Source organism: Serratia sp. HRI, assembly GCF_010119335.3.
GTDB lineage: Bacteria > Pseudomonadota > Gammaproteobacteria > Enterobacterales > Enterobacteriaceae > Serratia > Serratia nevei.
The window spans coordinates 4,269,094-4,295,741 of the sequence record NZ_CP083690.1; the positions used below are offsets into that span (position 1 = coordinate 4,269,094).

Annotated in this window: 29 protein-coding genes; 24 read left to right on the top strand and 5 right to left on the bottom strand. The window is 60.5% G+C overall.

Annotation, left to right across the window (positions count from 1 at the left end; all coding sequences use genetic code 11):
* The first annotated feature begins 8 nt into the window (after nt 1-8).
* From GF111_RS20445 to hisP, 15 genes are all read left to right on the top strand, one after another.
* Nucleotides 9-782, top strand: a complete 774-nt coding sequence (locus GF111_RS20445) for a helix-turn-helix domain-containing protein (RefSeq protein WP_147190304.1) — start codon at nt 9-11, stop codon at nt 780-782.
* 53 nt (nt 783-835) lie between these two features.
* Nucleotides 836-1,957: a 4-phosphoerythronate dehydrogenase PdxB gene (gene pdxB / locus GF111_RS20450; protein WP_038876454.1), complete on the top strand. Its 1,122-nt coding sequence runs from the start codon at nt 836-838 to the stop codon at nt 1,955-1,957.
* 110 nt (nt 1,958-2,067) lie between these two features.
* Nucleotides 2,068-3,078, top strand: a complete 1,011-nt coding sequence (locus GF111_RS20455; RefSeq protein WP_038876452.1) for an aspartate-semialdehyde dehydrogenase — start codon at nt 2,068-2,070, stop codon at nt 3,076-3,078.
* Complete coding sequence (truA, locus tag GF111_RS20460) at nt 3,078-3,899, top strand: tRNA pseudouridine(38-40) synthase TruA (protein WP_055311861.1); 822 nt, start codon at nt 3,078-3,080, stop codon at nt 3,897-3,899. The genes GF111_RS20455 and truA overlap by 1 nt, the downstream gene beginning before the upstream one ends.
* A gap of 78 nt (nt 3,900-3,977) precedes the next feature.
* Complete coding sequence (locus GF111_RS20465; RefSeq protein WP_019453745.1) at nt 3,978-4,640, top strand: DedA family protein; 663 nt, start codon at nt 3,978-3,980, stop codon at nt 4,638-4,640.
* 232 nt (nt 4,641-4,872) lie between these two features.
* Nucleotides 4,873-5,781 carry an acetyl-CoA carboxylase, carboxyltransferase subunit beta gene (gene accD / locus GF111_RS20470; RefSeq protein ID WP_033643880.1) on the top strand — a complete coding sequence of 303 codons (909 nt, stop codon included), beginning with the start codon at nt 4,873-4,875 and terminating at the stop codon, nt 5,779-5,781.
* A gap of 191 nt (nt 5,782-5,972) precedes the next feature.
* Nucleotides 5,973-7,238, top strand: coding sequence for a bifunctional tetrahydrofolate synthase/dihydrofolate synthase (gene folC, locus GF111_RS20475; protein WP_102780004.1), 1,266 nt, complete (start codon nt 5,973-5,975; stop codon nt 7,236-7,238).
* Complete coding sequence (gene dedD / locus GF111_RS20480; RefSeq protein ID WP_038876445.1) at nt 7,239-7,988, top strand: cell division protein DedD; 750 nt, start codon at nt 7,239-7,241, stop codon at nt 7,986-7,988.
* A gap of 234 nt (nt 7,989-8,222) precedes the next feature.
* Nucleotides 8,223-8,723, top strand: a complete 501-nt coding sequence (cvpA, locus tag GF111_RS20485) for a colicin V production protein (protein ID WP_004936119.1) — start codon at nt 8,223-8,225, stop codon at nt 8,721-8,723.
* A 21-nt stretch (nt 8,724-8,744) separates the two neighbouring features.
* Nucleotides 8,745-10,262, top strand: coding sequence for an amidophosphoribosyltransferase (gene purF, locus GF111_RS20490; RefSeq protein ID WP_038876443.1), 1,518 nt, complete (start codon nt 8,745-8,747; stop codon nt 10,260-10,262).
* Nucleotides 10,263-10,393: 131 nt separating this feature from the next.
* Entirely contained in the window at nt 10,394-10,966 is a 573-nt protein-coding gene (locus GF111_RS20495) for a UbiX family flavin prenyltransferase (protein ID WP_038876440.1), read from the top strand.
* A 303-nt stretch (nt 10,967-11,269) separates the two neighbouring features.
* On the top strand, nt 11,270-12,052 hold the full coding sequence (gene hisJ, locus GF111_RS20500) for a histidine ABC transporter substrate-binding protein HisJ (RefSeq protein ID WP_019453740.1): 783 nt from the start codon (nt 11,270-11,272) through the stop codon (nt 12,050-12,052).
* 82 nt (nt 12,053-12,134) lie between these two features.
* A complete protein-coding gene (locus GF111_RS20505; RefSeq protein ID WP_038876438.1) occupies nt 12,135-12,821 on the top strand; it encodes a histidine ABC transporter permease HisQ in 687 nt (228 codons plus the stop codon).
* Nucleotides 12,818-13,522: an ABC transporter permease gene (locus GF111_RS20510; RefSeq protein WP_038876436.1), complete on the top strand. Its 705-nt coding sequence runs from the start codon at nt 12,818-12,820 to the stop codon at nt 13,520-13,522. The genes GF111_RS20505 and GF111_RS20510 overlap by 4 nt, the downstream gene beginning before the upstream one ends.
* A gap of 21 nt (nt 13,523-13,543) precedes the next feature.
* A complete protein-coding gene (gene hisP, locus GF111_RS20515; protein WP_038876434.1) occupies nt 13,544-14,317 on the top strand; it encodes a histidine ABC transporter ATP-binding protein HisP in 774 nt (257 codons plus the stop codon).
* A gap of 7 nt (nt 14,318-14,324) precedes the next feature.
* Here hisP and GF111_RS20520 read toward each other — a convergent pair whose 3' ends face one another.
* From GF111_RS20520 to yfcG, 3 genes are all read right to left on the bottom strand, one after another.
* Nucleotides 14,325-15,239, bottom strand: coding sequence for a TIGR01777 family oxidoreductase (locus GF111_RS20520; RefSeq protein ID WP_047730187.1), 915 nt, complete (start codon nt 15,237-15,239; stop codon nt 14,325-14,327).
* Between the two features lie 16 nt (nt 15,240-15,255).
* Nucleotides 15,256-15,627: a dihydroneopterin triphosphate 2'-epimerase gene (folX, locus tag GF111_RS20525; protein WP_025303682.1), complete on the bottom strand. Its 372-nt coding sequence runs from the start codon at nt 15,625-15,627 to the stop codon at nt 15,256-15,258.
* 116 nt (nt 15,628-15,743) lie between these two features.
* Nucleotides 15,744-16,373 carry a GSH-dependent disulfide bond oxidoreductase gene (gene yfcG, locus GF111_RS20530; RefSeq protein ID WP_055317045.1) on the bottom strand — a complete coding sequence of 210 codons (630 nt, stop codon included), beginning with the start codon at nt 16,371-16,373 and terminating at the stop codon, nt 15,744-15,746.
* A gap of 233 nt (nt 16,374-16,606) precedes the next feature.
* Here yfcG and yfcE point away from each other — a divergent pair, with 233 nt between their 5' ends.
* Together yfcE and yfcD are read left to right on the top strand one after the other, a co-directional pair.
* Nucleotides 16,607-17,158 carry a phosphodiesterase gene (yfcE, locus tag GF111_RS20535; RefSeq protein ID WP_038876428.1) on the top strand — a complete coding sequence of 184 codons (552 nt, stop codon included), beginning with the start codon at nt 16,607-16,609 and terminating at the stop codon, nt 17,156-17,158.
* 99 nt (nt 17,159-17,257) lie between these two features.
* On the top strand, nt 17,258-17,803 hold the full coding sequence (yfcD, locus tag GF111_RS20540; RefSeq protein ID WP_038876427.1) for an NUDIX hydrolase YfcD: 546 nt from the start codon (nt 17,258-17,260) through the stop codon (nt 17,801-17,803).
* Between the two features lie 53 nt (nt 17,804-17,856).
* On the opposite strand, the gene GF111_RS20545 is transcribed toward yfcD, so the two are convergent.
* Nucleotides 17,857-18,876: a LacI family DNA-binding transcriptional regulator gene (locus GF111_RS20545; protein ID WP_038876425.1), complete on the bottom strand. Its 1,020-nt coding sequence runs from the start codon at nt 18,874-18,876 to the stop codon at nt 17,857-17,859.
* Nucleotides 18,877-19,186: 310 nt separating this feature from the next.
* Here GF111_RS20545 and GF111_RS20550 point away from each other — a divergent pair, with 310 nt between their 5' ends.
* The 7 genes from GF111_RS20550 to GF111_RS20580 all read left to right on the top strand — a co-directional run bounded on the left by GF111_RS20550 (nt 19,187) and on the right by GF111_RS20580 (nt 24,393).
* The gene (locus tag GF111_RS20550) at nt 19,187-19,630 is read left to right on the top strand and encodes a PTS sugar transporter subunit IIA (RefSeq protein ID WP_147190302.1); all 444 of its coding nucleotides are present in this window, start codon (nt 19,187-19,189) and stop codon (nt 19,628-19,630) included.
* A 92-nt stretch (nt 19,631-19,722) separates the two neighbouring features.
* Nucleotides 19,723-20,004 carry a PTS sugar transporter subunit IIB gene (locus GF111_RS20555; protein WP_038876420.1) on the top strand — a complete coding sequence of 94 codons (282 nt, stop codon included), beginning with the start codon at nt 19,723-19,725 and terminating at the stop codon, nt 20,002-20,004.
* A gap of 23 nt (nt 20,005-20,027) precedes the next feature.
* Nucleotides 20,028-21,407, top strand: a complete 1,380-nt coding sequence (locus GF111_RS20560) for a PTS ascorbate transporter subunit IIC (protein ID WP_055317047.1) — start codon at nt 20,028-20,030, stop codon at nt 21,405-21,407.
* Between the two features lie 13 nt (nt 21,408-21,420).
* Nucleotides 21,421-22,272: a transketolase gene (locus GF111_RS20565; RefSeq protein WP_033648052.1), complete on the top strand. Its 852-nt coding sequence runs from the start codon at nt 21,421-21,423 to the stop codon at nt 22,270-22,272.
* Complete coding sequence (locus GF111_RS20570) at nt 22,265-23,239, top strand: transketolase family protein (protein WP_038876416.1); 975 nt, start codon at nt 22,265-22,267, stop codon at nt 23,237-23,239. The genes GF111_RS20565 and GF111_RS20570 overlap by 8 nt, the downstream gene beginning before the upstream one ends.
* 207 nt (nt 23,240-23,446) lie before the next feature.
* Nucleotides 23,447-23,821, top strand: a complete 375-nt coding sequence (locus GF111_RS20575) for a hypothetical protein (protein WP_223294912.1) — start codon at nt 23,447-23,449, stop codon at nt 23,819-23,821.
* A gap of 212 nt (nt 23,822-24,033) precedes the next feature.
* Nucleotides 24,034-24,393, top strand: coding sequence for a hypothetical protein (locus GF111_RS20580; RefSeq protein ID WP_223294913.1), 360 nt, complete (start codon nt 24,034-24,036; stop codon nt 24,391-24,393).
* A 71-nt stretch (nt 24,394-24,464) separates the two neighbouring features.
* Here the strand turns inward: GF111_RS20580 and pta are convergent, their stop codons facing one another.
* Complete coding sequence (gene pta / locus GF111_RS20585; protein WP_033648050.1) at nt 24,465-26,621, bottom strand: phosphate acetyltransferase; 2,157 nt, start codon at nt 26,619-26,621, stop codon at nt 24,465-24,467.
* Nucleotides 26,622-26,648: the final 27 nt, after the last annotated feature.

Genomic DNA, 26,648 nt, shown 5'->3' on the forward strand with positions numbered 1-26,648 from the left:
ACGAAACCATGCCAGAAATCCGCCATTTCCCCGAATCGCTGATCCCGGCGCCGAAGCCGGTGCAGTTCCGCTGCGAGGAGTTCAACGCGCGCACCGAATTCCAGCCGCACAGCCACACCTGGGGCCAGTTGATGTGGGGCAAAGCCGGGGTGATGGTGCTGCGCATCGGCGGGCAGCGCTTTCTGGCGCCGCCGGAGTTCGTGCTGTGGGCGCCGGCCGGCATCGAACACTCCTGCTATAACCAGCGGCTGGCGCAGTGCCGCATGGTGGACATCACGCCGGCGCTGTGTGCCGGCATGCCGGCCGACCCTTGCCTGGTGAGCGTGACGCCGATATTCCGCGCTATCGCCGAGGATTTCTATGCGCGCAAGCAGTACATTCCGCAAACGGAAGAGGATTTGCGCCTGTGCCAGGTGCTGATCGATCAGCTGCGCCTGTCGCCGCGCCAGCAAACCTATCTGCCGTCGTCGGACGACAAATTTTTGGCGCCGGTGCTGGAAGCGCTGGAGCACTGCCCGGCGGACAACACCTCGCTGGCGGCGTGGGCGGCTCGGGTCTACACCACCGAGCGCACGCTGTCGCGCCGCTGCCAGCAGGATCTGGGCATGTCATTCAGCGAATGGCGCCAGCGCCTGCGTTTCCTGCATGCCGTGTCGCTGCTCGAGCAGGGCAAGACCGTGCAGGACGTGGCGCTGGACGTCGGCTACAGCTCCGCGTCGGCGTTTATCGTCATGTTCCAGCAGATCGCCGGCACCACCCCTGAGCGCTTTCGCCGTGCCTGATTCAGTGGCACACTATTTCGCAGACAAATAGCCGTAAACCGTCGGAGAACGCAGTGAAAATTCTGGTTGATGAAAATATGCCGTACGCGGCCGAGCTGTTCAGCCGCCTGGGCGACGTGCAGGCTGTGCCGGGCCGCCCGATCCCGCGTGAGGCGCTGGCGGATGCCGATGCGCTGATGGTGCGTTCGGTCACCAAGGTCAATGAAGCGTTGCTGGCCGGCAGCCGCATCGGCTTTGTCGGTACCGCCACCGCCGGCACCGATCACGTCGATGACGCCTGGCTGCAACGGCAGGGCATCGGCTTTTCCGCCGCGCCGGGCTGCAACGCTATCGCGGTGGTCGAGTATGTGTTCTCTGCCTTGATGCTGCTGGCCGAACGCGATGGCTTCCATCTGCGGGATAAAACCGTCGGCATCATCGGCGTGGGCAACGTCGGTTCCCGCCTGGACGCGCGCCTCAAAGCGCTGGGCGTGCGCACGCTGCTGTGCGATCCGCCGCGTGCCGATCGCGGCGACGCCGGGGAGTTTTGGCCGCTGGAGAAGCTGGTGGCCGAGGCCGACGTGCTGACCTTCCATACGCCGCTGAATAAATCCGGCCCATACCATTCGCTGCATCTGGCGGACGCCGACCTGTTGGCGGCGCTGCCGGACAACCGCATTCTGATCAACGCCTGCCGCGGGCCGGTGGTGGATAACGCCGCGTTGTTGCAGGTGCTGGAAAAGGGCAAAAAGCTGAGCACGGTGCTGGACGTGTGGGAACCGGAGCCGGATCTCTCCTTGCCGCTGCTGGCGCGGGTGGATATCGGCACTGCGCACATCGCCGGGTATACGCTGGAAGGCAAGGCGCGCGGCACCACTCAGGTGTTCGAAGCGTTCAGCCGCCATCTGGGGCAGCCGCAGCAGGTGGCGCTGGCCTCGCTGCTGCCGGTGCCGGAGTTCAGCCAGATCCGCCTCAACGGGCCGCTGGATGAAGCGCGGTTAAAACGATTGATGCACTTGGTGTATGATGTGCGCCGCGATGATGCGCCGCTGCGCAAAGTCGCCGGGCAACCGGGCGAATTCGATCGCCTGCGCAAGCACTATCAGGAACGCCGCGAGTGGTCGTCGCTGGCCGTGCAATGCGATGACAGCGCCAGCGCCGAGCTGCTCGGCAAGCTGGGTTTCAGCGTGGCATAGCGCGTAAGGTTGTCTTAAGCCAACGCCGCTACAGTGAGCGGCAAAGATTATCGGGCGGTGGTTGCACTGCCCGTCTGCTTTTATGAATGAAATACTCTGGAGAAAACCCGATGTCTGACGGCTGGAATATCGCGCTGCTCGGCGCCACTGGCGCGGTAGGTGAAGCGTTGCTGGAATTGTTGCAGGAACGCCAGTTCCCGGTGGGTGAGCTCTATCCTCTGGCAAGCGAACGCAGCGCGGGCGCCAATGTGCGCTTCAACGGCAAGTCTCTTCTGGTGCAAAACGCCGAAGAGTTCGACTGGTCACAGGCGCAGCTGGCCTTCTTCGTTGCCGGCAGCGAAGCTTCCGCGCGCTATGCCGAAGAAGCCGGCAACATGGGCTGCCTGGTGATCGACACCAGCGGCCTGTTCGCCATGGAGCCGGATGTGCCGCTGGTGGTGCCGGGCGTTAACCCGCAGGTGCTGGCGGATTACCGCAACCGCAATATCGTGGCGGTGGCCGACAGCATGGTCAGTCAGCTGCTGACGGCGATCAAACCGCTGACCGAACAGGCGGGGCTGTCGCGTCTGCACGTCACCACGCTGATGTCGGTATCGTCGCGCGGCAAGGTGGCGGTGGACGACTTGGCCGGCCAGAGCGCGCGCCTGCTGAACGGCATCCCGGCCGAGGAAGGCGTTTTCGGCAAGCAGCTGGCGTTCAACCTGTTGCCGCTGATTGCCGACGAGCAGGGCAGCGTGCGCGAAGAACGCCTGATCGTCGATCAGGTGCGCAAGGTGCTGCAGGATGAAGGGCTGCCGATTTCGGTGAGCTGCGTTCAGTCGCCGGTGTTTTACGGCCACGCGCAGGTGGTGCACCTGGAAGCGCTGCGCCCGCTGTCCGCCGAAGAGGCGCGCAGCGAGCTCGAAGAGGTCGAGGACATTCAGCTGAGCGAAGAGGACGATTACCCGACTCAGGTCACCGACGCCTCCGGCAGCGATGCGCTCAGCATCGGTTGTCTGCGTAACGATTACGGCATCCCCGAGCTGTTGCAGTTCTGGACGGTGGCGGACAATGTGCGCTTCGGCGGCGCATTGATGGCTATCGAAACCGCCGAGCGTTTGGTGCAGGAGCAGATGTACTGATGTCTGAGGTGGTCTCGCCCGTTCAGCCGACGCTGAAAATTGCGCTGGGCATCGAATATGACGGCAGCCGGTACTACGGCTGGCAGCGGCAGCAAGAAGTGGCCAGCGTGCAGCAACGCCTGGAGCAGGCGTTGAGCAAGGTGGCGGATGCGCCGATTAGCGTGCTGTGCGCCGGGCGTACCGACGCCGGGGTGCACGCCACCGGGCAGGTGGTGCATTTCGAAACCACCGCGCGCCGCAAGGACGCCGCCTGGACGATGGGGGTAAACACCCATCTGCCGCCGGATATCGCGGTGCGTTGGGTAAGCCCCGTCGCCGACGATTTTCACGCGCGTTTCAGCGCCACCGCGCGCCGCTACCGCTATATTATTTTCAACCATCGCTACCGGCCGGCGGTGCTGCAACAGGGGGTGACGCATTTTTATCACCCGCTGGACGCCGATCGTATGCATCGGGCGGCGCAGGCGCTGCTGGGCGAAAACGACTTCACTTCGTTCCGCGCGGTGCAATGTCAGTCGCGCACCCCGTGGCGCTGCGTAAAACACGTTAAGGTTACGCGCTACGGCGAATATATTGTGGTAGATATCAAGGCGAATGCCTTCGTGCATCACATGGTTCGCAACATCGTCGGCAGCCTGATGGAGATCGGCTGCGGCAATCAGGATGAGAACTGGATGGCCGAGTTGCTGGCGCTGAAAGATCGCAACCTGGCGGCGGCGACGGCGCGAGCCGAGGGGCTGTATCTGGTTGCCGTGGATTACCCTGACCACTTTGGTCTACCGCGACCGCCGATGGGGCCGCTGTTTTTGCCCGACGATTAAACGCCGGCACGCCTGAAAGCGTCGCTCCCTTGTGCTTCTGCCGGGTGACTGAAACACCCGGCATCAATGAGAGAATTTATGGACATCATCAAGTTTATTATTGATTTCATTCTGCATATTGATGTGCACCTGGCCGAACTGGTCGCACAATACGGCATGTGGGTCTACGCTATTCTGTTCCTGATCCTGTTTTGCGAAACCGGTCTGGTGGTGACGCCGTTCCTGCCGGGGGATTCTTTGCTGTTTGTCGCCGGTGCGCTGGCGGCGTTGCCGACCAACGATCTGAACGTGCACACCATGGTGGCGTTGATGGTGGTGGCGGCGATCCTCGGCGATGCGGTGAACTACACTATCGGGCGATTGTTCGGCGAGAAGCTGTTCAGCAACCCGAATTCGAAAATTTTCCGCCGCAGCTATCTGGACAAGACGCACCAGTTCTATGAGAAACACGGTGGGAAAACGATTATTCTGGCGCGATTCGTGCCGATCGTGCGTACTTTTGCGCCGTTCGTCGCCGGTATGGGGCATATGTCCTATCGCCACTTCGCCGCCTACAACGTGATTGGCGCACTGGTTTGGGTGCTGCTCTTCACTTATGCTGGCTACCTGTTCGGCGATCTGCCGGTGGTGCAGGAGAACCTGAAACTGCTGATCGTCGGGATCATCATCGTTTCGATTCTGCCGGGCGTGATTGAAATTTGGCGCCACAAGCGCGCCGCCGCCCGCCAGCAAAAACAATAAAAACATCGCTCAACCTGTCGGTTCGACCAGTTTTTTGTCCACAGCGTCGGGCCGATATGGTTTAATGAGCGACATTATGGTCTGTTCCTGCGAACAACCCTGAAGCCGATGCCTCAGTCGCCGCGCTTGCCGCGCCGCGAACGGGCATTTTTTCATTGGGGTGTTTTCGGGGGGATTGTTAAAGCATGAACAGCGGACTGGCGTGTGCCAGGTTCAAACAGAAAGGTCATCGATGAGCTGGATTGAACGAATTCTTAACAAGAGCAATATCACACAAACCCGTAAGGCGAGCATTCCTGAAGGGGTCTGGACCAAATGCGACAGCTGCGGCCAGGTTCTCTACCGCGCCGAGCTGGAGCGTAATCTGGAAGTGTGTCCGAAGTGCGACCACCATATGCGTATGAGCGCGCGCGCGCGTCTGCATACCCTGCTGGATGAAGGCAGCGAAGTGGAGCTGGGCAGCGATCTGGAGCCGAAAGACGTTCTGAAATTCAAGGATTCCAAGCGCTATAAAGATCGTCTGGTCGCCGCACAGAAAGCGACCGGCGAGAAAGATGCGCTGGTGGTGATGAAGGGCACGCTGTACGGCATGCCGATCGTCGCGGCGTCCTTTGAATTCGCCTTCATCGGCGGTTCGATGTCTTCCGTGGTTGGCGCGCGTTTCGTGCGTGCGGTTGAGCAGGCGCTGGAGGACAACTGTCCGCTGGTGTGCTTCTCCGCCAGCGGCGGCGCGCGCATGCAGGAGGCGCTGATGTCGCTGATGCAGATGGCGAAAACCAGCGCGGCGTTGGCCAAAATGCAGGAGCGCGGCTTGCCGTACATCTCCGTGCTGACCGACCCGACCATGGGCGGCGTCTCCGCCAGCCTGGCGATGCTGGGCGACATCAACATCGCCGAGCCGAAAGCGCTGATCGGCTTTGCCGGCCCGCGCGTGATCGAGCAGACCGTGCGCGAGAAACTGCCGCCGGGCTTCCAGCGCAGCGAGTTCCTGATCGAAAAAGGCGCGATCGACATGATCGTTCGCCGCCCGGAAATGCGCCAAACGCTGGCGAGCATTCTGTCCAAGCTGACCAACCAGCCGCAGCCGCATTTCGATGAGGCCGCGCCGGTCATTGAGCCGGAGCAGCAGGCCGACGCCTGAGGCAAAGACGGATCCCGCCCGGGTTCAGCCGCCACTTTGTGGCTAAGTGACGGCTGATGCCCGTTCCCTGCCGGCCGCAGCCCTTCTCGCTGCGGTTTGCAGGCTGGCGGCAGTCACGAAGCGCATCGCCTTTACCGCGGTGAGGGTGGTGCCCTGATGGATTAATGAACCCAAGTTCAGTGATGGGACTCATGCAAAACCACCAAATTCCCCAAGCCACGTCGCCATTGAGCTCGTGGCTTTATTATCTGGAACGTCTGCACAGCCAGGCGATCGAACTCGGCCTTGAGCGCGTACAGCGCGTCGCGGCACATCTGGATTTACTGACCCCCGCTCCCACGGTGTTCACCGTTGCCGGCACCAACGGCAAAGGCACCACCTGTCGCACCCTCGAAGCCATTCTGCTGGCCGCCGGCCTGCGCGTCGGCGTCTACAGTTCGCCGCATCTGGTGCGCTATACCGAACGCGTGCGCATTCAGGGGGAAGAGCTGAGCGAAGCGGAGCACAGCCGCTCGTTCGCCGCCATTGAAGCCGGCCGCGGCGAAACGTCGCTGACCTATTTCGAATTCGGCACCCTGTCGGCGCTGCAGCTGTTCAAACAGGCGCGGCTCGACGTGGTGATCCTGGAAGTGGGGCTGGGCGGGCGTCTCGACGCCACCAACATCGTCGATCCGAGCGTGGCGGTGATCACCAGCATCGCGCTCGATCACACCGACTGGCTGGGCAACGATCGCGAAAGCATCGGCCGCGAGAAGGCCGGCATTTTCCGCAGCGGCAAGCCGGCGGTGGTGGGCGAACCCGACATGCCGAACAGCATTCGTCAGGTTGCCGAAACGCTGGGCGCGCCGCTGTATCGCCGCGGCGAAGCCTGGAGCTTCAGCGAGCAGGGAGATCGCTGGCAGTGGCAGGGCGGCGACACGCTGCTGACCGATCTGCCGACGCCGAACGTACCGCTGGCCAATGCCGCTACCGCGCTGGCGGCGCTGAACTGCTCCCCACTGGAAATCGACGAACGCGCGATCTTCACCGGGCTGCAACAGGCGACACTGCCGGGGCGTTTCCAGATCGTGCGGCGGGAGCCGACGCTGATCCTCGACGTGGCGCACAACCCGCACGCCGCCGGCTATCTGGCCGGGCGCCTGGCCAAACTGCCGCGCGACGGCGGCAAGGTGCGCGCGGTGGTGGGCATGCTGTCGGACAAAGACATCGCCGGCACGCTGGCCTGCCTCAGCGAGCAGGTGGATGAATGGTACTGCGCACCGCTCGACGGGCCGCGCGGCGCCAGCGTCGAACAGCTGGCGCAACATCTGACGGAACCGCGCCGCTTTAATGATGTCGAAACTGCCTGGCGGCAGGCTATGCAGGATGCTGATAAACAGGATATTGTGATCGTCTGTGGATCGTTCCACACCGTGGCGCAGGTGATGGCGGCGTTAGACGAGATGCGGGGAGTGTGAGTGGCGAGTAAATTTCAGAACCGACTGGTCGGAACCGTGATTCTGGTAGCGCTGGGGGTAATCATCCTGCCAGGGCTGCTGGACGGCAAAAAGAAGCATTACGAGGATGAATTCGCGGCCATTCCGTTGGTGCCGAAGGCGGGCGATGTCGAAGAGAACGACGTGCTGCCGCCGGTGACGCAGCCACTGCCGGCACAGCCGCCGGAAGGGGCGGGCGCGCTGGTCGAGCAGCAGGCGGCCAACGAAGCGGCGGCGCAACAGGCGGCGCGGCAGACTGCTCAGCAGCCGACGCAGGTGGCACCGCCGCCGGTCGAAACGCGTCCTCAACCGGTGCCGCAGCCCAAGCCGAAACCGGTAGAAACCAAACCGGTAGAAGTGAAGCCGAAGCCGACGCCGCAACCGAAGCCGGTGGAAGTGAAGCCGGCGCCGAAGCCGGAGCCGAAACCTGAACCGACGCCGAAGCCTGAACCGGCACCGCAGCCGAAACCGGCGGAAGAAAAAGCGCCGGCTGGACAAGCCTATGTCGTGCAGCTCGGGGCGTTGAAAAACGCCGCCAAGGCGAACGAGATTGTCGCCTCGCTGCGCCTCTCGGGCTATCGCGCCTTTACCGTGCCGTCAACGCCGGTGCAGGGGCAGATCACCCGCATCTACGTCGGCCCGGACGCTTCCAAGCAGAAGCTGCAGGCGGCGCTGCCGTCGCTGAACTCGATCAGCGGGCTGAGCGGGCAGGTGAAGCCGTACGGCCGTTAAACCCCGCAGGGGCGCAGCACGATGCGCCCCTGAATTAAGGAGTTGTGGAGAGAAAGCGAGAAAAACCGCGCCTTTTACAGGCGAAATCACCTATGTAGGCGCGGCGATTGGGAATTTTTTGATCGCCGCTTTTTATTTGTAACGTGGTAGGAAATCCCCTACGCAAACGTTTTCTTTTTCTGTTAGAATTCGCCGCGAATTGGATGCAGGGGCGATTCATCATTGGAATAGTTCATGGTCTGGATTGATTACGTCATTATAGCGGTGATTGGATTTTCGGCTCTGGTGAGCCTGATCCGAGGGTTTGTTCGCGAAGCATTGTCACTTGTGACATGGGGATGTGCGTTTTTTGTTGCCAGCCATTTCTACTCTTACCTTGCGGTCTATTTCACTCGTTTTGAAGATGAACTGGTGCGAAACGGCATCGCGATCGCGATTTTGTTCATCGCGACCTTGATCGTAGGGGCTATTGTTAACTATGTGATTAGCTCACTGGTAGAGAAAACCGGGTTGTCGGGCACCGACCGCGTGTTGGGCATCTGCTTCGGCGCGCTGCGCGGAGTGTTGATCGTCGCGGCGATCCTGTTCTTCCTGGACACCTTTACCGGCTTCTCACAAAGCGCCGACTGGAAACAGTCGCAGCTCATTCCCCAGTTCAGTTACGTCATCAGGTGGTTCTTTGACTACCTGCAGAGCACGTCGAGTTTCTTGCCGACCCAATTGCCGGGGCGGTAGCGCTGATGAGGAAAAGACAACATGTGCGGTATTGTCGGTATCGCCGGTTTCATGCCGGTAAACCAGTCGATTTATGATGCGCTGACGGTGCTTCAGCACCGTGGCCAGGATGCCGCAGGCATCGTCACCATTGACGCCCACAACGGGTTCCGTTTGCGTAAAGCCAACGGCCTGGTGAAGGATGTGTTTGAGGCGCGCCATATGCAACGCTTGCAGGGCAACATGGGCATTGGCCATGTGCGTTACCCGACGGCCGGCAGCTCGAGCGCCTCTGAGGCCCAGCCTTTCTACGTCAACTCGCCGTTCGGCATTACGCTGGCCCACAACGGCAACCTGACCAACGCCCATGAGCTGCGCCAAAATCTGTTCGAAAGCGGCCGCCGCCATGTCAACACCACCTCCGACTCGGAAATCCTGCTGAACGTGCTGGCCAGCGAGCTGGACCGCTTCCCGCACTACCCGCTGGAGGCCGACAACATCTTTACCGCGGTCGCCGCCATGCATCAGCAACTGCGCGGCGCTTATGCCTGCGTGGCGATGATCATCGGCCACGGCCTGCTGGCGTTCCGCGACCCGAACGGCATTCGCCCGCTGGTGATCGGCAAGCGCACGCTGGAGGATGGCCGCAGCGAGTACATGGTGGCCTCCGAGAGCGTGGCGCTGGATACCCTGGGCTTTGAGTTCCTGCGCGACGTGGCGCCGGGCGAAGCGGTGTACATCACCACCAAGGGCCAGCTGTTCACCCGCCAGTGCGCGGAGAACCCGAAAACCAACCCGTGCCTGTTCGAATACGTTTATTTCGCGCGTCCGGACTCCTTTATGGACAAGATCTCGGTCTACAGCGCCCGCGTGCGCATGGGCCAGAAGCTGGGTGAGAAGATCGCCCGCGAGTGGGAAGATCTGGACATCGACGTGGTGATCCCGATTCCGGAAACCTCCTGCGACATCGCGCTGGAGATCGCGCGCATTCTCGAGAAGCCATACCGCCAGGGCTTTGTGAAGAACCGCTACGTCGGCCGCACCTTCATCATGCCGGGCCAGCAGGCGCGGCGCCAGTCGGTGCGCCGCAAGCTGAACGCCAACCGCGCCGAGTTCCGCGACAAGAACGTGCTGTTGGTGGATGATTCCATCGTGCGCGGCACCACGTCGGAACAGATCGTCGAGATGGCGCGCGAAGCGGGCGCCAAGCGCGTGTACCTGGCTTCCGCCGCGCCGGAAGTGCGCTTCCCGAACGTCTACGGCATCGACATGCCGAGCGCCAACGAACTGATCGCCCACGGGCGTGAAGTGGATGAAATCCGCCAGATCATCGGCGCCGACGGGCTGATTTTCCAGGACCTGGACGATCTGATCGAAGCGGTGCGCGAAGAGAACCCGGACATCACCCAGTTCGAATGTTCGGTGTTCAACGGCATCTACGTGACCAAAGACGTCGACCAAAGCTATCTGGAATACCTGGAGTCGCTGCGCAGCGACGACGCCAAGGCGCTGCGGGGGCAAACCGAAGCGGAAAATCTGGAACTGCATAACGAAGGCTAACCGCCTGCGTTGCTCCCTCAGGGTGCATCGCCGCGTCTGCGGCGGTGCACCTTGCTCCTCTGACTTGCTTATCCCTCGCCATTGCGGCAAAGTCTGCCTGATCTTACTTTTTACGGCAGAGGCCATTTTCCATGAAACGACTCATCATCGGCATTTCCGGCGCCAGCGGCGCTATCTACGGCGTGCGCCTGTTGCAGGTTTTGCGCGACGTCGCAGAGGTGGAAACCCATTTGGTGATGAGCAACGCGGCAAGACAGACGCTGGCGCTGGAAACGCCGTACAGCCTGCGTGAAGTGCAGGCGCTGGCCGATGTGGTGCACGATGCGCGCGACATCGCCGCCGGCATCTCCTCCGGCTCCTTCAAGACCCTGGGCATGGCGATCCTGCCCTGCTCGATCAAAACCCTGTCCGGCATCGTCAACAGCTACAGCGACGGGCTGCTGACCCGGGCCGCCGACGTGGTGCTCAAAGAGCGCCGCCGTTTGGTGCTGTGCGTGCGGGAAACGCCGCTGCATTTGGGGCACCTGCGGTTGATGACCCAGGCAGCGGAGATGGGGGCGGTGATCATGCCGCCGGTGCCGGCGTTTTACCACCAGCCGAAAAGCGTGGAAGACATCATCGATCAGACCGTTAATCGGGTGATCGACCAGTTTGATATCGAACTGCCGACCGACCTGTTCACCCGCTGGCAGGGTGTTAATTAACAGTTTCATCCCTAAATTGGTACATTTGTGCAACACCGCACTGAATTAGGGCGGAGTATGCACCATAATGATCCCACTTCATCACGCTCACTGTTTCATGGCGCCGCCTTGTCGCGGCTGCCAGTGGCGCGGCCCCGACCGGCCGATTTAATTTTGCGGTTATCGTCCCAGGAAACAGTATTGTGAAGGCCGGAGCCGTTCCCTCCGCCCGTAGCACCGAATGTGGCACGATTACTGCAAATTGATTTGGTGGGGAAAGTAATGCCCGTAGTGGCATCAAAAAAATCAATTTGAGGGTAATTTATGAAAAAGCGGGTTTTGATTTTGCCGTTAGTTCTGGCTTTGAGCGCCGCCAGCAGCGCCTTTGCCGCCATTCCTTCCACGCTGAAGATTGGCACCGATCCGACATACGCGCCGTTTGAATCCAAAAACGCCAAAGGCGAGCTGGTTGGCTTTGACATCGATTTGGCCAAAGAGCTGTGCAAACGCATCAATACCCAATGCACCTTCGTGGAGAGCGACTTCGATGCGCTGATCCCATCCCTCAAGGCGAAGAAGATTGACGCCATTATCTCTTCGCTGTCCATCACTGAAAAACGCCAGCAGGAAATCGCCTTTACCGACAAGCTGTATGCCGCCAACGCGCGTCTGATCGCGCCGAAGGGCTCCAAGCTGCTGCCGACCGCCGAAGCGCTGAAAGGCAAGAGCGTGGGCGTGCTGCAGGGCACCACCCAGGAAGCCTACGCCAACGCCATGTGGCAGCCGAAAGGGGTGACCGTCGTGCCTTACCAGAATCAGGATCTGGCTTATGCCGACCTGGCCTCCGGCCGTATCGATGCTGCTTTCCAGGATGAAGTGGCGGGCAGCGACGGCTTCCTGAAACAGCCGCCGGGCAAAGACTATGCGTTCGCCGGCGAATCGGTGAAGGATGACAAGTTCTTCGGCGTCGGCACCGGCATGGGGCTGCGCAAGACCGATACCGAGCTGAAAGCGGCGCTGGACAAAGCCTTCGCCGAGATGCGTAAAGACGGCACCTACGACAAATACGCGAAAAAGTACTTCGACTTTGACGTCTACGGCGGGTAATCCGCTTCCCGTTCCATGCTGTGACTGCGGGGCCGGTGCGCCGGCCCCGATGGTTCGGATCCTAGACCACAGGGTGAAGTAGATGCTGCAAGGCTATTCCCAACTGATTTTCGAGGGGGCTCTGGTGACGTTGGAGCTGGCCCTCAGTTCCGTGGTGCTGGCGGTGGTGATCGGTCTGATCGGCGCCGGTGGCAAACTGTCTCATAACCCCTTTATCTCCGGCCTGTTCGGCGCTTATACCACGCTGATCCGCGGCGTGCCCGATCTGGTGCTGATGCTGCTGATCTTTTACGGTTTGCAGATCGCGCTGAACAACATCACCATGCTGCTGGGCTTCGCGCAGATCGATATCGATCCGCTCGGCGCCGGCATCATTACCCTCGGCTTTATCTACGGCGCTTATTTTACCGAGACCTTCCGCGGCGCCTATCTGGCGGTGCCGAAAGGGCAGATCGAAGCGGCGACGGCCTACGGCTTCAGCGGCGCGCAGATCTTCCGGCGCATTCTGTTCCCGGCGATGATGCGTTTCGCCTTGCCGGGCATCGGCAACAACTGGCAGGTGATCCTGAAGGCGACGGCGCTGGTGTCGATCCTCGGCCTGAACGACGTGGTGAAAGCCACGCAGTTGGCGGGGAAAGGCACCTATCAGCCGTTCTTCTTCGCCATCGTGGCCGGCGTGGTTTACCTGATCTTCACTACCGTTTCCAACGGCGTGCTGCTGTGGCTTGAACGGCGTTACTCACTGGGCGTCAAGAGGGCCGAGCTATGATTGAGATCCTGCAACAGTATTGGCAGTCGCTGCTGTGGAGCGACGGCTACCGCTTCACCGGCGTGGCGGTAACGCTGTGGCTGCTGATCGCCTCGGTGGTGATGGGCGGGCTGCTGGCGATCCCGATGGCGGTGGCGCGCGTCTCTTCCATCCGCTGGGTGCGTTTCCCGGTGTGGCTCTACACCTATGTGTTTCGCGGTACGCCGCTGTACGTGCAGCTGCTGGTGTTCTACTCCGGCATGTACAGCCTTGAGATCGTGCGCGGCAGCGAGTTTCTCAACGCGTTTTTCCGCAGCGGGCTCAACTGCACCATCCTGGCGCTGACGCTCAACACCTGCGCCTATACCACCGAGATCTTCGCCGGGGCCATCCGCTCGGTGCCGCACGGTGAAATCGAGGCCGCCAACGCCTACGGTTTCTCGCGCTTCAAGATGTATCGCTGCATCATTTTGCCTTCGGCGCTGCGCACCGCGCTGCCGGCTTACAGCAACGAAGTGATCCTGATGCTGCACTCCACCGCGCTGGCGTTTACCGCCACCGTGCCGGATCTGCTGAAGATCGCGCGCGACATCAACGCCGCGACCTATCAGCCGTTTTACGCTTTCGGCATTGCGGCGGTGCTGTACCTGATCATCTCCTACGTGTTAATCAGCCTGTTCCGCAAGGCTGAAAGACGCTGGATGGCACACGTTAGTCACTGATAAATGACGGGAAGAAAAACCATGTCTGAGAATAAATTAGCCGTCACGGAACTGCATAAACGCTATGGCGACCACGAAGTGCTGAAGGGCGTCTCGCTGGCGGCCAACGCCGGGGATGTGATCAGCATCATCGGCTCCTCCGGCTCCGGCAAAAGCACCTTTCTGCGCTGCATCAACTTCCTCGAGAAGCCGAGCGAAGGCTCGATCAGCCTGAACAACGAAGACATTCGCATGGTGCGCGACAAAGACGGCCAGCTGAAGGTGTTCGACAAGAAGCAGCTGCAGCTGCTGCGCACCCGCCTGACCATGGTGTTCCAGCATTTCAATCTGTGGAGCCACATGACGGTGCTTGAGAACGTGATGGAGGCGCCGGTGCAGGTGCTGGGGCTGAGCAAGGCCGAAGCGCACGAGCGCGCGGTGCGCTATCTGGATAAGGTGGGCATCGATGAGCGGGCGCGCGGCAAATACCCGGTGCACCTGTCGGGCGGCCAGCAGCAGCGTGTTTCTATCGCCCGCGCGTTGGCGATGGAGCCGGAAGTGCTGCTGTTTGACGAACCGACGTCGGCGCTGGATCCCGAGCTGGTGGGCGAGGTGCTGCGTATCATGCAGAAGCTGGCGGAGGAGGGGAAAACCATGGTGGTGGTGACGCACGAAATGGAGTTTGCGCGCCACGTTTCCAACCACGTGATCTTCCTGCACAAAGGGTTGATTGAAGAGCAGGGGCCGCCGGCCGAGCTGTTCGGCAACCCCAAAAGCCCGCGCCTGCAGCAGTTCCTGTCCGGCGCGTTGAAGTAACTTCAGATCAGCGGGCTTCGGCCCGCTGATTAATCACGTCATCCAGCGCCTGTTCCAGCTCCAGATAGCGGAAGTGGAAGCCGGCCTCCTCCAGCCGCTTCGGCACCGCCCGCTGGCCGCCGAGCACCAGCACCGCCGCTTCCCCCATCAACAAACGCATGACGAACGCCGGTACCCGCAGAAACGCCGGGCGATCGAGCACGTTGGCCAATTGGGCGGCGAACTGCTCGTTATGCACCGGGTAGGGAGCGACCATGTTGAACGGGCCGGTCAGAGTGGCGTGATCCAGCAAATAAATAATGCCGTTGACCATGTCTTCGAGATGGATCCACGGCAGGTATTGGCGGCCGTCGCCGATCGGGCCGCCCAGCCCGAAGCGGAACGGCGGCAGCATTTTAGCCAGCGCGCCACCCTGTGGCGCCAGCACCACGCCGGTGCGCAGCAGGCAGACGCGGGTTGCGCCGCTCTGCGCCTGCAGCGCCAGCGCTTCCCAGCGTTGGCACAGCTGGTGGGTGAATTCGTCGTGCGGCGGCTCCTCTTCGGTGACCACCGCCTGTCCCTGGTCGCCGTAGTAGCCGACGGCGGAACCGGAAATCAGCACGCCGGGCGGCGTGCTGCCGGCCTTGATAAGCTGCGCCAACCGCTCGGTCAGATCCCAGCGGCTATGGCACAGCCGCTGTTTCTGCTGTGCGCTCCAGCGCTTGTCGGCGATAGGTTCGCCGGCCAAATTGATCACCGCATCGAAGTCATCCAGCGACTGCCGGTCGTCCAGCGTTTGCCAATAGCTCGGCTGGTCGCCCAGCCTGGCCCGGGCTCGCCGTTCGTCTCGCGTCAGCACCGTAATGTGGTGAGAAAGCGCCAGCAGCCTGGCCGTCAGGCTGCTGCCTATCAATCCCGTTGCGCCGGTGATCAGGATCCGCATGGTCGACCTCCCTGAGTTAGTCCCGGCGGTAGCTCATGGTCATGGAGACCGAATCGGCGTAGCGCAGGGCCAGAAGTTTATCTATCTCCACTTCAGCATAGGTCACCCAGGCGTGTTCTTTTACGATATCGAGCACATCCTGCGTTAATTTTTCCAGCAGCGCGAAACGGTTATCTTCCACATGGCGGATGATCGCTTTGGTGATGGTGCGGTAGTTGAGCGCGTCGGCGATGTCTTCGCTGTTGCGTGCCTTGTCCGCCGGGTAGTGGATCACCACGTTAATCAGGACGTCCTGTCGGTTGTTGATTTCTTCTTCCTTGATACCGATGAACGTGCGCAACCGCAGATTTTTAATGCGAATAACGGCGTCGGGTTGACTGAAAGACATCAGAGATTCTCCATAGGTCTGATTATTGGCGTTCAGAATACACGGAAAGTAGAGAAATGATAACGCAGGGGCGATGTGACTCCCCGGCGGCGGGGAGTCGAGTCGGGGAGCGGGGGTTAGCCCTGTTCAGCCAGCTTATAGGCGCGCTCGGTCGCCGGGCGGTTGCTGATGCGCTCGAACCAGTTGCGCACCGCCGGGTAATCCGCCAGATCGATGCGCTGGCGCGGATGCGAAACCACCCACGGGTAGGTGGCGATATCGGCGATGCTGTAGTTGTCGCCGCCCAGATACGGGTGCTTTTGCAGCTCGGCTTCCAGCACGCCGTACAGCCGCTTGGTCTCCAGCTGGTAGCGCTCGATGGCGTAAGGCACCGGCTGCGGCGCGTAGTGGTTGAAGTGGTGATTCTGCCCGAGCATCGGCCCGAAACCGGCCACCTGCCAGAACAGCCACTGCAGGGTGGCGGCGCGTTCGCGCAGGCCCTTGCTCAACAGCTTGCCGGTTTTCTCCGCCAGATACAGCAGGATTTCCCCGGACTCGAACAGGCTGATTGGCGCGCCGCCGTCCACCGGTTGCTGATCGACGATCGCCGGGATTTTGTTGTTGGGAGAAATGCTCAGAAAGTCCGGTTTGTACTGCTCGCCGGCGCTGATGTTTACGCGATGGATACGGTAGGGTAAGCCGACCTCTTCCAAAAACAAGGTGATCTTGTGACCATTGGGAGTAGGCGCGTAATACAGGTCAATCATGTTGCCTCCTGCGGTAAGGTGATCTGTAATTCATTACACGTTGCTGCGGTCTTCGCCGCGCACAAAGGTATATCAGAGATCCAACAATAGCAGCTAAGGATAGCAGGCTATGTGGGATTCGTCCGATGCTATCTGCGCGGTTGGATCACAATTCTCCACCGGGTCGGGCGGCGGTTTGCCGCACGGCGCCGGCGCGGTAAAATGGCGCTTATTTCCCTCTATAGGACAAGGTTATGAAGCTGATGTTCGCCTCGGATATTCACGGATCGCTGCCTGCTACCGAACGCGTGCTGGAATTGTTCGAACAAAACGGCGCCGACTGGTTGATTCTTCTGGGTGATTTGCTGAATCACGGCCCGCGCAACGCGCTGCCGGCCGGGTATCAGCCCGCTCAGGTTGCCGAACGATTGAATCGCTATAGCGACAAGATCATCGCCGTTCGCGGCAATTGCGACAGCGAGGTCGATCAGATGCTGCTGACGTTTCCCATCGAGGCGCCCTGGCAACAGGTTTTACTGCAAAAAAGACGATTGTTTTTGACCCACGGTCACCTTTATCATCCCTCGGCACTGCCGCCGTTATCCCGCGGTGACGTCCTGGCCTACGGCCATACGCATCTGCCGCAGGCGGAGCGGCAGGGTGAGATCTATTGCTTCAATCCGGGCTCGGTCAGCATTCCCAAAGGGGGCTTTCCGGCCAGCTACGGCATGTTGGATCGGGGCACTTTGCGCGTGCTGACGCTCGACGACGGCAAGGTCGTCGCGGAAGTGGCGTTAACACGCTAAACGCACTAATTTATACACACACAATAAAAATCTTTGAAAAACACTCATTGATTAACCAGCGCGCGGGATGCATCGCGCCAAAATAGAAGGTTTTAGAGGATGGCGGAACAGGGTCAGGCTGCAGATACCGAATGGGTTGATATCGTCGACGAGCAAAACGAGGTGATCGCGCAATCCAGTCGTCAACAGATGCGGGCGGAGCGGCTGCGTCATCGTGCTACCTATATTGTGGTGCATGATGGGATGGGAAAAATTCTGGTGCAGCGTCGCACCGAGATCAAGGACCTCTACCCGGGCTGGTTGGACGCAACGGCGGGTGGCGTAGTGCAAAGCGGTGAAAACGTGCTGGATTCGGCGCGCCGCGAGGCGGAAGAAGAGCTGGGCATCGCCGGTGTGCCTTTCGCCGAACACGGTCTGTTCTACTTCGAAGAAGAGCAGTGCCGGGTGTGGGGCGCGCTGTTCAGCTGCGTATCGCACGGCCCGTTCGCGCTGCAGGAAGAAGAAGTGGCCGAGGTGTGCTGGCTGACGCCGGAAGAGATCACCGCGCGCTGCGACGAGTTTACTCCGGATTCGCTGAAGGCGCTGTCGCTGTGGCTGACGCGCAACAACGAACAGGATTACGGTAAGCCGCTCGACAACCACTGAGACGCCAACGCGTGAGAAAGCCGGTCATCGACCGGCTTTTTTATGGCGCGGGTTCAGCAGCTGTCGCGGCGGCACAGCGTGGCGGGCAGGGAGCCTGCCGGCAGCCAGGGCTGCTCGTTCAAGCGCGCCAGCAGCGCCTGGCCGGCCTGAATGCCGATGTCACGATGCGGAATGGTCATGGTGGTCAGCGGCGGCTGGCAGACTCGGCTGAACTCGCTGTTGCCGAACCCCACCACCGCCAGATTGTCCGGCACCTTGATGCGCCGCCGCTGGCATTCATACAGCGCGCCGCCGGCCAGTTCGTCCGAGGCGCACACCAGCGCGTCCAGCTCCGGCCAGGCCAGCAGGAATTCCGGCAGCTGCTGCGCGCCGGTGCTGAAGCTGGCGGGCTGCGCGGCGTTGATCACCCGATGCGGCGACATATGGTTGCGCAGCAGCGCCTTGTGCCAGCCCTGCAGGTGCTGCTGGAAGATCCACTGTTCCTGATTGGCGCACAGCAGCCCGATGTTCTGGTAGCCGCTGGCGATAACCGTTTGCGTCAGCTGATACATGGCCGCCACGTAGTCGATGCCGATGCTCATGTCGATCGGATCGGCGCGCACGGCGCCGATCTCCACCACCGGAATGTTGGCGGCGATGAGCGCGTTGCGGGCGTTTTGCGAATGCTCGACGCTGAGCAGCACCGCCGCCGCCAGGTTGTAAGAGAGCAGGGTCTCCAGCAGCTTCTCTTCGCGTTCGAGGTGATGCTGCGATTCCGCCAGCATGATGTGATAACCGGCCGGCTGCAGCACTTTCTGCAGGCCGGCGAACATCTCGGCGCAGCCGGATTCGGACAGGCTGGGCACCACCATGGCGATGGTGTAGGACGAGGCCGACGCCAGCGAACTGGCGGCCAGGTTGGGCAGATACCCCAGTTCGCTCACCGCGGCTTCAATCTTCTCGCGCAGTTTGTCTGAAACCTGCTCCGGCGTGCGCAGCGCGCGCGACACCGTCATGGTGCCGACGCCTGCCAGCTGCGCTACGTCAGCCAACGTCACCCTGCCCGTGCTGCGTCGTTTTTTACCGATCGACATGCCTAATCCCGACTGAAATGCGCGCGCGGCGCATAAAAATGGTGAGGGCGGGAAGCCGACGGCGCGGCTTCGACGATCCCCGTATGCGGCACATTCTACCCCGTTACCCGAAAGAGCGAGAAAAAATTGTGGTTAACGCCATGCCGCGGCGCGGCGTTTTGATAGCGCTATCACAGATCTGCATGATAGCGCTTTGGTAGCGCTATCTTTGTGATATCCATCACTGTGTGGCCGGGAGGGGTTGATTAAAGTTTTACCGTCGTCGGTGAATTAATCACCGGCCGAAACCATCAACCTTTAGGAGGGTAACGTGCTGAAAGTGTGGCTGACCGCCGATCATATACAGCTGTGCGAACGGGTGGAGGACTGGCGCCAGGCGGTAACGCTGAGTGCGCAGCCGCTGCTGCAAGACGGCGTGATCACGCCGAATTACCTGACGGCCATCTTTCATCAGCAGGAGAAGCTCGGGCCTTACTTTGTCCTGGCACCGGGCATCGCCATGCCGCACGCCCGGCCGGAGGAGGGCGCCAACGCGTTGGGATTATCGCTGCTGAAGATCCATCAGGGGGTGAACTTTCATTCCGCGGATAACGATCCGGTTCAGGTGGTGGTGATGCTTTCGGCGCCCGACGGCGACAGCCACATCGAATTGATTTCGCAACTGGCGGAATTATTTTCAGACAATCAGGCCATGGAGGCGTTATTTCACGCCAAAGATAAACGGCAAATCGAGGATATTATCGCCCGCTATTAACGCTTAATCACCAGGAACACTATTAATGCTAACAACGCCGGGAATATGACCGGCGGCGCTACCCTACACGCTAAATTCAACAGGTGGATATTATGAAAATCATGGCGATTTGCGGTTCCGGTCTCGGCAGCAGTTTTATGGTGGAAATGAACATTAAAAAGGTGCTGAAAAAGATGGGCGTGGCGGCCGAGGTCGAACACTCCGATCTGTCGTCCGCCACCCCCGGCGCCGCCGACGTGTTCGTGATGGCGAAAGACATCGCCGACAGCGCCAGCGTACCGGCCGAGCAGCTGGTGGTGATCAGCAATATCATCGACATTAATGAGCTGGAAGCCAAGCTGCGCGCTTACTTCGAAGCCCACTCAATCATCTGAATAAAACGATTGGCGAGGTGGATATGTTTATCCAGGAAACGCTTAAGTTTGTGGTGGATATATTAAAGGTGCCTTCGGTACTGGTCGGGCTTATTGCGCTGATCGGTTTGCTGGCGCAAAAAAAATCGTTTTCCGACGTGGTGAAAGGCACGGTAAAAACCATTCTCGGCTTCATCGTTTTGGGCGGCGGCGCCACGGTATTGGTCGGGTCGCTCAATCCGCTGGGCGGCATGTTCGAACACGCGTTCAATATTCAGGGCATCATTCCGAATAACGAAGCCATTGTCTCCATCGCGCTGGAGAAATACGGCGCCTCCACCGCGCTGATCATGGCGTTCGGCATGGTGGCGAATATCGTGGTGGCACGCTTCACCCGGCTGAAATACATCTTCCTGACCGGCCACCACACCTTCTACATGGCCTGCATGATCGGCATCATCCTAACGGTGGCGGGCTTCGAGGGCGTGCAGCTGGTGTTTACCGGCGCGCTGATCCTGGGGCTGGTGATGGCGTTCTTCCCGGCGATCGCCCAGCGCTATATGCGCCGCATCACCGGCAATGACGATATCGCTTTCGGTCACTTCGGCACCCTGGGCTACGTGCTGTCCGGCTGGATCGGCTCGAAGGTGGGCAAAAACTCGCGCTCGACCGAGGAGATGAACCTGCCGAAAAACCTCAGCTTCCTGCGCGACAGCTCCATTTCGATCTCGATGACCATGATCGTCATCTACCTGATCCTGGCGATCTGCGCCGGGCGGGCCTATGTGGAAAGCGAGCTCAGCGGCGGCCAGAACTACCTGGTGTATTCGATCATTCAGGCCATCACCTTCGCCGCCGGGGTGTTCATCATCCTGCAGGGCGTGCGTTTGATTCTGGCGGAAATTGTGCCGGCGTTCACCGGCTTCTCGGAAAAGCTGGTGCCGAATGCGCGGCCGGCGCTGGATTGCCCGGTGGTCTATCCCTATGCCCCCAACGCGGTGCTGATCGGCTTCCTGTTCAGCTTCCTTGGCGGATTGGCCGGGCTGTTCCTGCTGGGGCAGCTGAAGATGGTGTTGATCCTGCCCGGCGTGGTGCCGCACTTCTTCACCGGCGCTACCGCCGGGGTGTTCGGCAACGCCACCGGCGGGCGGCGCGGCGCGATGCTGGGCGCCTTTGCCAACGGGCTGCTGATCACCTTCCTGCCGGTATTGCTGCTGCCGGTGCTGGGGGCGCTGGGCTTTGCCAACACCACCTTCTCCGACGCCGACTTCGGCGCGATCGGCATCCTGCTGGGCAATATGGCGCGCTTTATGTCGAAGGAGATGATCATGCTGGCGATCGTCGCCGTGTTCGCGCTGCTGGTGGCGCATAACTTCCTGGGAAAACGCAAAGGCGCGCCGGCCGCTGACCGCGTCGAGAAATAACGAGGGCAGACTGATGAACGACACAACGAGCGAAACGGAAATTGAAGAGCTGCATACCCTGGCGCGGGCGATCCGCCTGGAAACGCTGAAAGCGCTGACCGGGCTGGGCTTCGGCCACTACGGCGGCTGCATGTCGGTGGTGGAGACGCTGGCGGTGCTGTACGGCAGCGTGATGCGTATCGATCCGGCGGATCCGGACTGGCCGGAGCGCGATGACTTCGTGCTGTCGAAAGGGCACGCCGGCCCGGCGCTGTACAGCACGCTGGCGATCAAGGGCTACTTCCCGCTGGCGGAGCTGAAGACCCTTAACCAGAACGGCACGCGTCTGCCGAGCCACCCGGACCGGCTGCGCACGCGTGGCGTGGACGCCACCACCGGCTCGCTGGGGCAGGGCGTGTCGATCGCCGCCGGCATGGCGTTGTCCCATCGGCTGGCGGGGCGCCGCAATCGGGTGTTCAGCATCCTCGGTGACGGGGAACTGAACGAAGGGCAGTGCTGGGAGGCGTTCCAGTTTATCGCCCACCACAATCTGAACAACCTGACGCTGTTCATCGATTACAACAAGCAACAGCTGGACGGCGCGCTGGACGAGGTGATCCAACCGTTCGATCTGGCCGCCAAGTTCCGCGCTTTCGGCTTTGAGGTGCAGACCATCAAGGGCGACGACATCGCGGCGCTGCTGGCGGCGGTGGCGCCGGCGCGCGGTGGCGAACAGCGGCCGCTGGCGATCGTGCTCGACAGCATCAAAGGGCAGGGCGTGGCCTATCTGGAAAACCTGTCGAACTCTCACCACCTGCGCCTGACGCCGGACGTGCAGCAGGAAATCGAAAAAGCCATCGCCGAACTGGAGGCCGCCCATGTTTAACGTAGTGACGCAGTTGGAAAACGACGCCGTCGAAATGCGCAAAGTCTACGCCGGCGCGGTGCGTCGGCAGATTGAGGCGGGCGCGCCGATCATCGCGCTGGAGGCGGATCTGATGAGCTCGATGGCGATGGACGGCGTGCACAAGGATCACCCGCAGCACGTGATCAACTGCGGCATCATGGAGGCCAACGTGATCGGCGTCGCCGCCGGGCTGTCGCTCACCGGCAGGGTGCCGTTTGTGCATACCTTTACCGCCTTCGCCAGCCGCCGCTGTTTCGATCAGCTGTTCATGTCGCTGGATTATCAGCGCAACAACGTCAAGGTGATCGCCTCCGACGCCGGGGTGAGCGCCTGCCACAACGGCGGCACCCACATGTCGTTCGAGGATATGGGCATTGTGCGCGGGCTGGCGCATTCGGTGGTGCTGGAGGTGACCGACGCCACCATGTTCGCCGATATTCTGCGTCAGCTGATGGATCTGCGCGGCTTCTACTGGGTGCGCACCATTCGCAAGCAGGCGACGCGCATCTACCAGGAGGGTTCGCGCTTTACCATCGGCAAGGGCAACCTGCTGCGCGACGGCGACGACATTACGCTGATTGCCAATGGCATCATGGTGGCGGAGGCGCTGAAGGCGGCGCAGATGCTGGCGCAGCAGGGCGTCAGCGCGGCGGTGATCGATATGTTCACCCTCAAGCCTATCGACCGTGAACTGATCAAAACCTATGCGGCCAAGACCGGGCGCATCGTCACCTGTGAAAACCACAGCATTCATAACGGGCTGGGATCGGCGGTGGCGGAGGTGCTGGCGGAAGAGTGCCCGGCACCGATGCGGCGCGTGGGGGTGAAGGAGCGTTACGGCCAGGTGGGCACCCAGGCATTTCTACAGCAGGAGTACGGCCTGACCGCCGAGCATATCCTGGAGGCCGCCGGGCAGTTGCTGCAAAAGCAGTTCTCGAGTCAATAACAACTGCTGTAACGAATGAGGTCTGGTGCTATGTATAAAGCACATACCTTCCTGCCCAGTATCTGAGTTATGACTCATACGTTATCAACTGAGAAGCCCCTTAGGGGGCTTTTTGTTTTAATGGATAATAGATAGTCAATGCTTGGGTAAAAAGAGATAATAAAAACAGTCTAATAAATACAATAAGTTATATTCATGGTGTGAATAATGATAACAGCAAGAGGCTCGTTCAGAAGGCTGACGCCAGGCGAGATCACGCTATCCCGTTTTCTCTATAAAAATGCCATCGACTACAGTCTTGTTAAAGTGCATAACGCGAGCTATTTCCCGTTTGGTTTGCAGAATGAGGAAACGGCCGTTACGCCTAATGGTGAACTTTATTGGCCTAAAAAACACTTCAGGGAAGATTTTTCCACAGAAACAACGCGCTACCTATGGTGGTTCATGCATGAAATGGCCCACGTATGGCAGTATCAGATGGGGATGAACGTCCGGCTGCGGGGAATAATGAGCTGGGCGGTAACTTATAAATACTCGCTGCCTGATTACTACTCCTTAGCTGATTATGGTATGGAGGCATAAGCCAGCCTTCTTGCAGATTACTTCATCCTTTCTCGTTATGGCAAAGAACGGTGGTTTGAGGTGAAACTGATGCAAGGTATTATAGGTCCTGATTTGAAAAGCCGTTATGAGCATGTTTTGAAAGGATTTCTTAATACTCCTGCCGACAGGGAAACCTGAAATGAGAAGAATCTATACCCTCATCATGATGATGTTGCTCAGTGGCTGTATCCTTGAAAAGCAACGTTTTTACGCTGCGGACATTACGCTGCGGGGAAATGATCTTACCGCAAACCTACTCAACACAGAGTGGCAGGTTCAGTCTGGTCAGCATCGCTATTGAACAACGGTTGGATAGTCAAACGCATGAGCTCTGGCGCAGGACCACTCTACCACCGAAGCCCGTTGAGACGATTACGCCCGGCCAATGTATCCCATACTCGTTCAAGGCATTTGAGAGCAATGCGCTATACACCGTGGCAATCAGTACCGTGGATCCTCAGGATGCAGATTCCAAACGTTTCTGGCAGCGCAGTTTCTCGCTGAAAATCAGCGACGGCCAGATTTTGCAGGTTATTGCCAGCGCGGAGTAATAAAGCGAGAGAAGGGATGAATGAAATAGCAAGGGCCGGCAATGCCGGCCCTTGTTTCGTTTGGCGATGAATTACGCCTTGGCGGCAGCGTCAGCCTGGGAAGACTGGATCGCCGTCAGCGCAACGGTGTAGACGATATCGTCAACCAGTGCGCCGCGCGACAGGTCGTTCACCGGCTTGCGCATGCCTTGCAGCATCGGCCCGATGGAGACCAGGTCAGCGGAACGCTGTACCGCTTTGTAGGTGGTGTTGCCGGTGTTCAGATCCGGGAAGATGAACACGGTCGCCTGGCCGGCTACCGGTGAGTTCGGCGCCTTGGACTTGGCAACGTCGGCCATGATGGCGGCGTCGTACTGCAGCGGGCCGTCGATGATCAGGTCCGGGCGTTTTTCCTGCGCCAGACGGGTCGCTTCGCGCACTTTCTCGACGTCGCTGCCCGCACCGGAGTTGCCGGTGGAGTAGGAGATCATCGCTACGCGCGGCTCGATGCCGAAGGCCGCGGCGGAATCCGCAGACTGGATGGCGATTTCAGACAGCTGCTCGGCGGTCGGATCCGGGTTGATCGCGCAGTCGCCGTAGACCAGTACCTGGTCAGGCAGCAGCATGAAGAACACGGAGGACACCAGCGAGCTGCCCGGCGCGGTTTTGATCAGCTGCAACGGCGGACGGATGGTGTTGGCGGTGGTGTGAACCGCGCCGGAGACCAGACCGTCGACTTCGCCTTGTTCCAGCATCAGGGTGCCGAGCACCACGTTGTCTTCCAGCTGCTCGCGCGCGACCACTTCGGTCATGCCTTTGCTCTTGCGCAGCTCAACCAGACGCGGCACGTAGTTTTCACGCACGGCGACCGGATCGACGATTTCGATGCCTTTGCCCAGCTCAACGCCTTGCGCTGCCGCGACGCGCTGGATCTCGTCCGGGTTGCCGAGCAGCACGCATTCCGCGATGCCGCGTTCGGCGCAGATGGCCGCCGCTTTCACGGTGCGCGGCTCGTCGCCTTCAGGCAGCACGATGCGTTTGCCGGCTTTACGCGCCAGCTCGGTCAGCTCGTAACGGAACGCCGGTGGAGACAGACGGCGTGAGCGCTCGGAGGTGGCGGTCAGCGAGTCGATCCACTCGGTGTTGATGTGGCTGGCCACGTAGTTCTGCACTTTCTCGATGCGCTGGTGGTCGTCCGCCGGCACTTCGAGGTTGAAGCTCTGCAGGCTCAGCGAGGTCTGCCAGGTGTTGGTGTCGACCATGAACACCGGCAGGCCGGTCTGGAAGGCGCGTTCACACAGCTTCTTGATCGGCTCGTCGATGGCGTAGCCGCCGGTCAGCAGGATGGCGCCGATTTCCACGCCGTTCATCGCCGCCAGGCAAGCGGAGACCAGCACGTCAGGACGGTCTGCGGAGGTTACCAGCAGAGAGCCCGGGCGGAAGTGTTCCAGCATGTGCGGGATGCTGCGCGCGCAGAAGGTCACGGACTTCACGCGGCGAGTCATGATGTCGCCTTCATTGACCACGCGGGCCTTCAGGTGGCGAGCCATGTCGATGGCGCGGGTGGCGATCAGATCGAAGCTCCACGGCACGCAGCCCAGAACCGGCAGCGGGCTGTTGGCGAACAGCTGCGCAGGATCGACGTGGGCGATGCTGGCTTTGGTGGAGTCGTCGAAGATTTCGGACAGGTCAGGGCGGGTGCGGCCCTGATCGTCGACCGGTGCGTTCAGCTTGTTGATGATCACGCCGGTGATGTTTTTGTTCTTGCTGCCGCCGAAGCTGGTGCGCGCCAGTTCGATGCGCTCTTTCAGCTGCGCCGGGGAGTCGTTGCCCAGCGCCAGCACGAAGACGATCTCGGCGTTCAGGGTTTTGGCGATCTCGTAGTTCAGCGCGTTGGCGAACTGATGCTTGCGGGTCGGCACCAGGCCTTCGATCAGCACCACTTCCGCGTCTTTGGTGTTCTCGTGGTAACGCGCCACGATCTCTTCCATCAGCACGTCTTGCTGGTTGGAGCTCAGCAGGCCCTCAACGTAGTCCATGCGCAGCGGTTCGGCCGCCGGGATGGTGGAGTTGCTGCGGATGATGGTGGTGGTCTGGTCGAGCGCGTTGTCGCCGGTGCGCGGTTGAGCGATAGGCTTGAACACGCTCAGACGAACGCCTTTTTGCTCCATGGAGCGGATGACACCCAGGCTGACGCTGGTCAGGCCGACGCTGGTGCCGGTGGGGATCAACATAATAGTACGTGACACAGAATAGTCCTCTTCACGATTAACATG

Bases quoted from the DNA above. Each gene is read 5' to 3' on its own strand.
- GF111_RS20495 (WP_038876440.1), top strand. From the start codon at position 10,394: ATGAAACGACTCATCATCGGCATTTCCGGCGCCAGCGGCGCTATCTAC.
- folX (WP_025303682.1), bottom strand. From the start codon at position 15,627: ATGTCTTTCAGTCAACCCGACGCCGTTATTCGCATTAAAAATCTGCGG.
- GF111_RS20555 (WP_038876420.1), top strand. From the start codon at position 19,723: ATGAAAATCATGGCGATTTGCGGTTCCGGTCTCGGCAGCAGTTTTATG.
- hisP (WP_038876434.1), top strand. From the start codon at position 13,544: ATGTCTGAGAATAAATTAGCCGTCACGGAACTGCATAAACGCTATGGC.
- yfcG (WP_055317045.1), bottom strand. From the start codon at position 16,373: ATGATTGACCTGTATTACGCGCCTACTCCCAATGGTCACAAGATCACC.
- GF111_RS20570 (WP_038876416.1), top strand. From the start codon at position 22,265: ATGTTTAACGTAGTGACGCAGTTGGAAAACGACGCCGTCGAAATGCGC.
- GF111_RS20465 (WP_019453745.1), top strand. From the start codon at position 3,978: ATGGACATCATCAAGTTTATTATTGATTTCATTCTGCATATTGATGTG.
- folC (WP_102780004.1), top strand. From the start codon at position 5,973: ATGCAAAACCACCAAATTCCCCAAGCCACGTCGCCATTGAGCTCGTGG.
- GF111_RS20445 (WP_147190304.1), top strand. From the start codon at position 9: ATGCCAGAAATCCGCCATTTCCCCGAATCGCTGATCCCGGCGCCGAAG.
- truA (WP_055311861.1), top strand. From the start codon at position 3,078: ATGTCTGAGGTGGTCTCGCCCGTTCAGCCGACGCTGAAAATTGCGCTG.
- GF111_RS20510 (WP_038876436.1), top strand. From the start codon at position 12,818: ATGATTGAGATCCTGCAACAGTATTGGCAGTCGCTGCTGTGGAGCGAC.
- hisJ (WP_019453740.1), top strand. From the start codon at position 11,270: ATGAAAAAGCGGGTTTTGATTTTGCCGTTAGTTCTGGCTTTGAGCGCC.
- GF111_RS20455 (WP_038876452.1), top strand. From the start codon at position 2,068: ATGTCTGACGGCTGGAATATCGCGCTGCTCGGCGCCACTGGCGCGGTA.
- accD (WP_033643880.1), top strand. From the start codon at position 4,873: ATGAGCTGGATTGAACGAATTCTTAACAAGAGCAATATCACACAAACC.
- GF111_RS20560 (WP_055317047.1), top strand. From the start codon at position 20,028: ATGTTTATCCAGGAAACGCTTAAGTTTGTGGTGGATATATTAAAGGTG.
- GF111_RS20575 (WP_223294912.1), top strand. From the start codon at position 23,447: ATGATAACAGCAAGAGGCTCGTTCAGAAGGCTGACGCCAGGCGAGATC.
- GF111_RS20545 (WP_038876425.1), bottom strand. From the start codon at position 18,876: ATGTCGATCGGTAAAAAACGACGCAGCACGGGCAGGGTGACGTTGGCT.
- GF111_RS20505 (WP_038876438.1), top strand. From the start codon at position 12,135: ATGCTGCAAGGCTATTCCCAACTGATTTTCGAGGGGGCTCTGGTGACG.
- yfcD (WP_038876427.1), top strand. From the start codon at position 17,258: ATGGCGGAACAGGGTCAGGCTGCAGATACCGAATGGGTTGATATCGTC.
- GF111_RS20520 (WP_047730187.1), bottom strand. From the start codon at position 15,239: ATGCGGATCCTGATCACCGGCGCAACGGGATTGATAGGCAGCAGCCTG.
- GF111_RS20565 (WP_033648052.1), top strand. From the start codon at position 21,421: ATGAACGACACAACGAGCGAAACGGAAATTGAAGAGCTGCATACCCTG.
- cvpA (WP_004936119.1), top strand. From the start codon at position 8,223: ATGGTCTGGATTGATTACGTCATTATAGCGGTGATTGGATTTTCGGCT.
- yfcE (WP_038876428.1), top strand. From the start codon at position 16,607: ATGAAGCTGATGTTCGCCTCGGATATTCACGGATCGCTGCCTGCTACC.
- purF (WP_038876443.1), top strand. From the start codon at position 8,745: ATGTGCGGTATTGTCGGTATCGCCGGTTTCATGCCGGTAAACCAGTCG.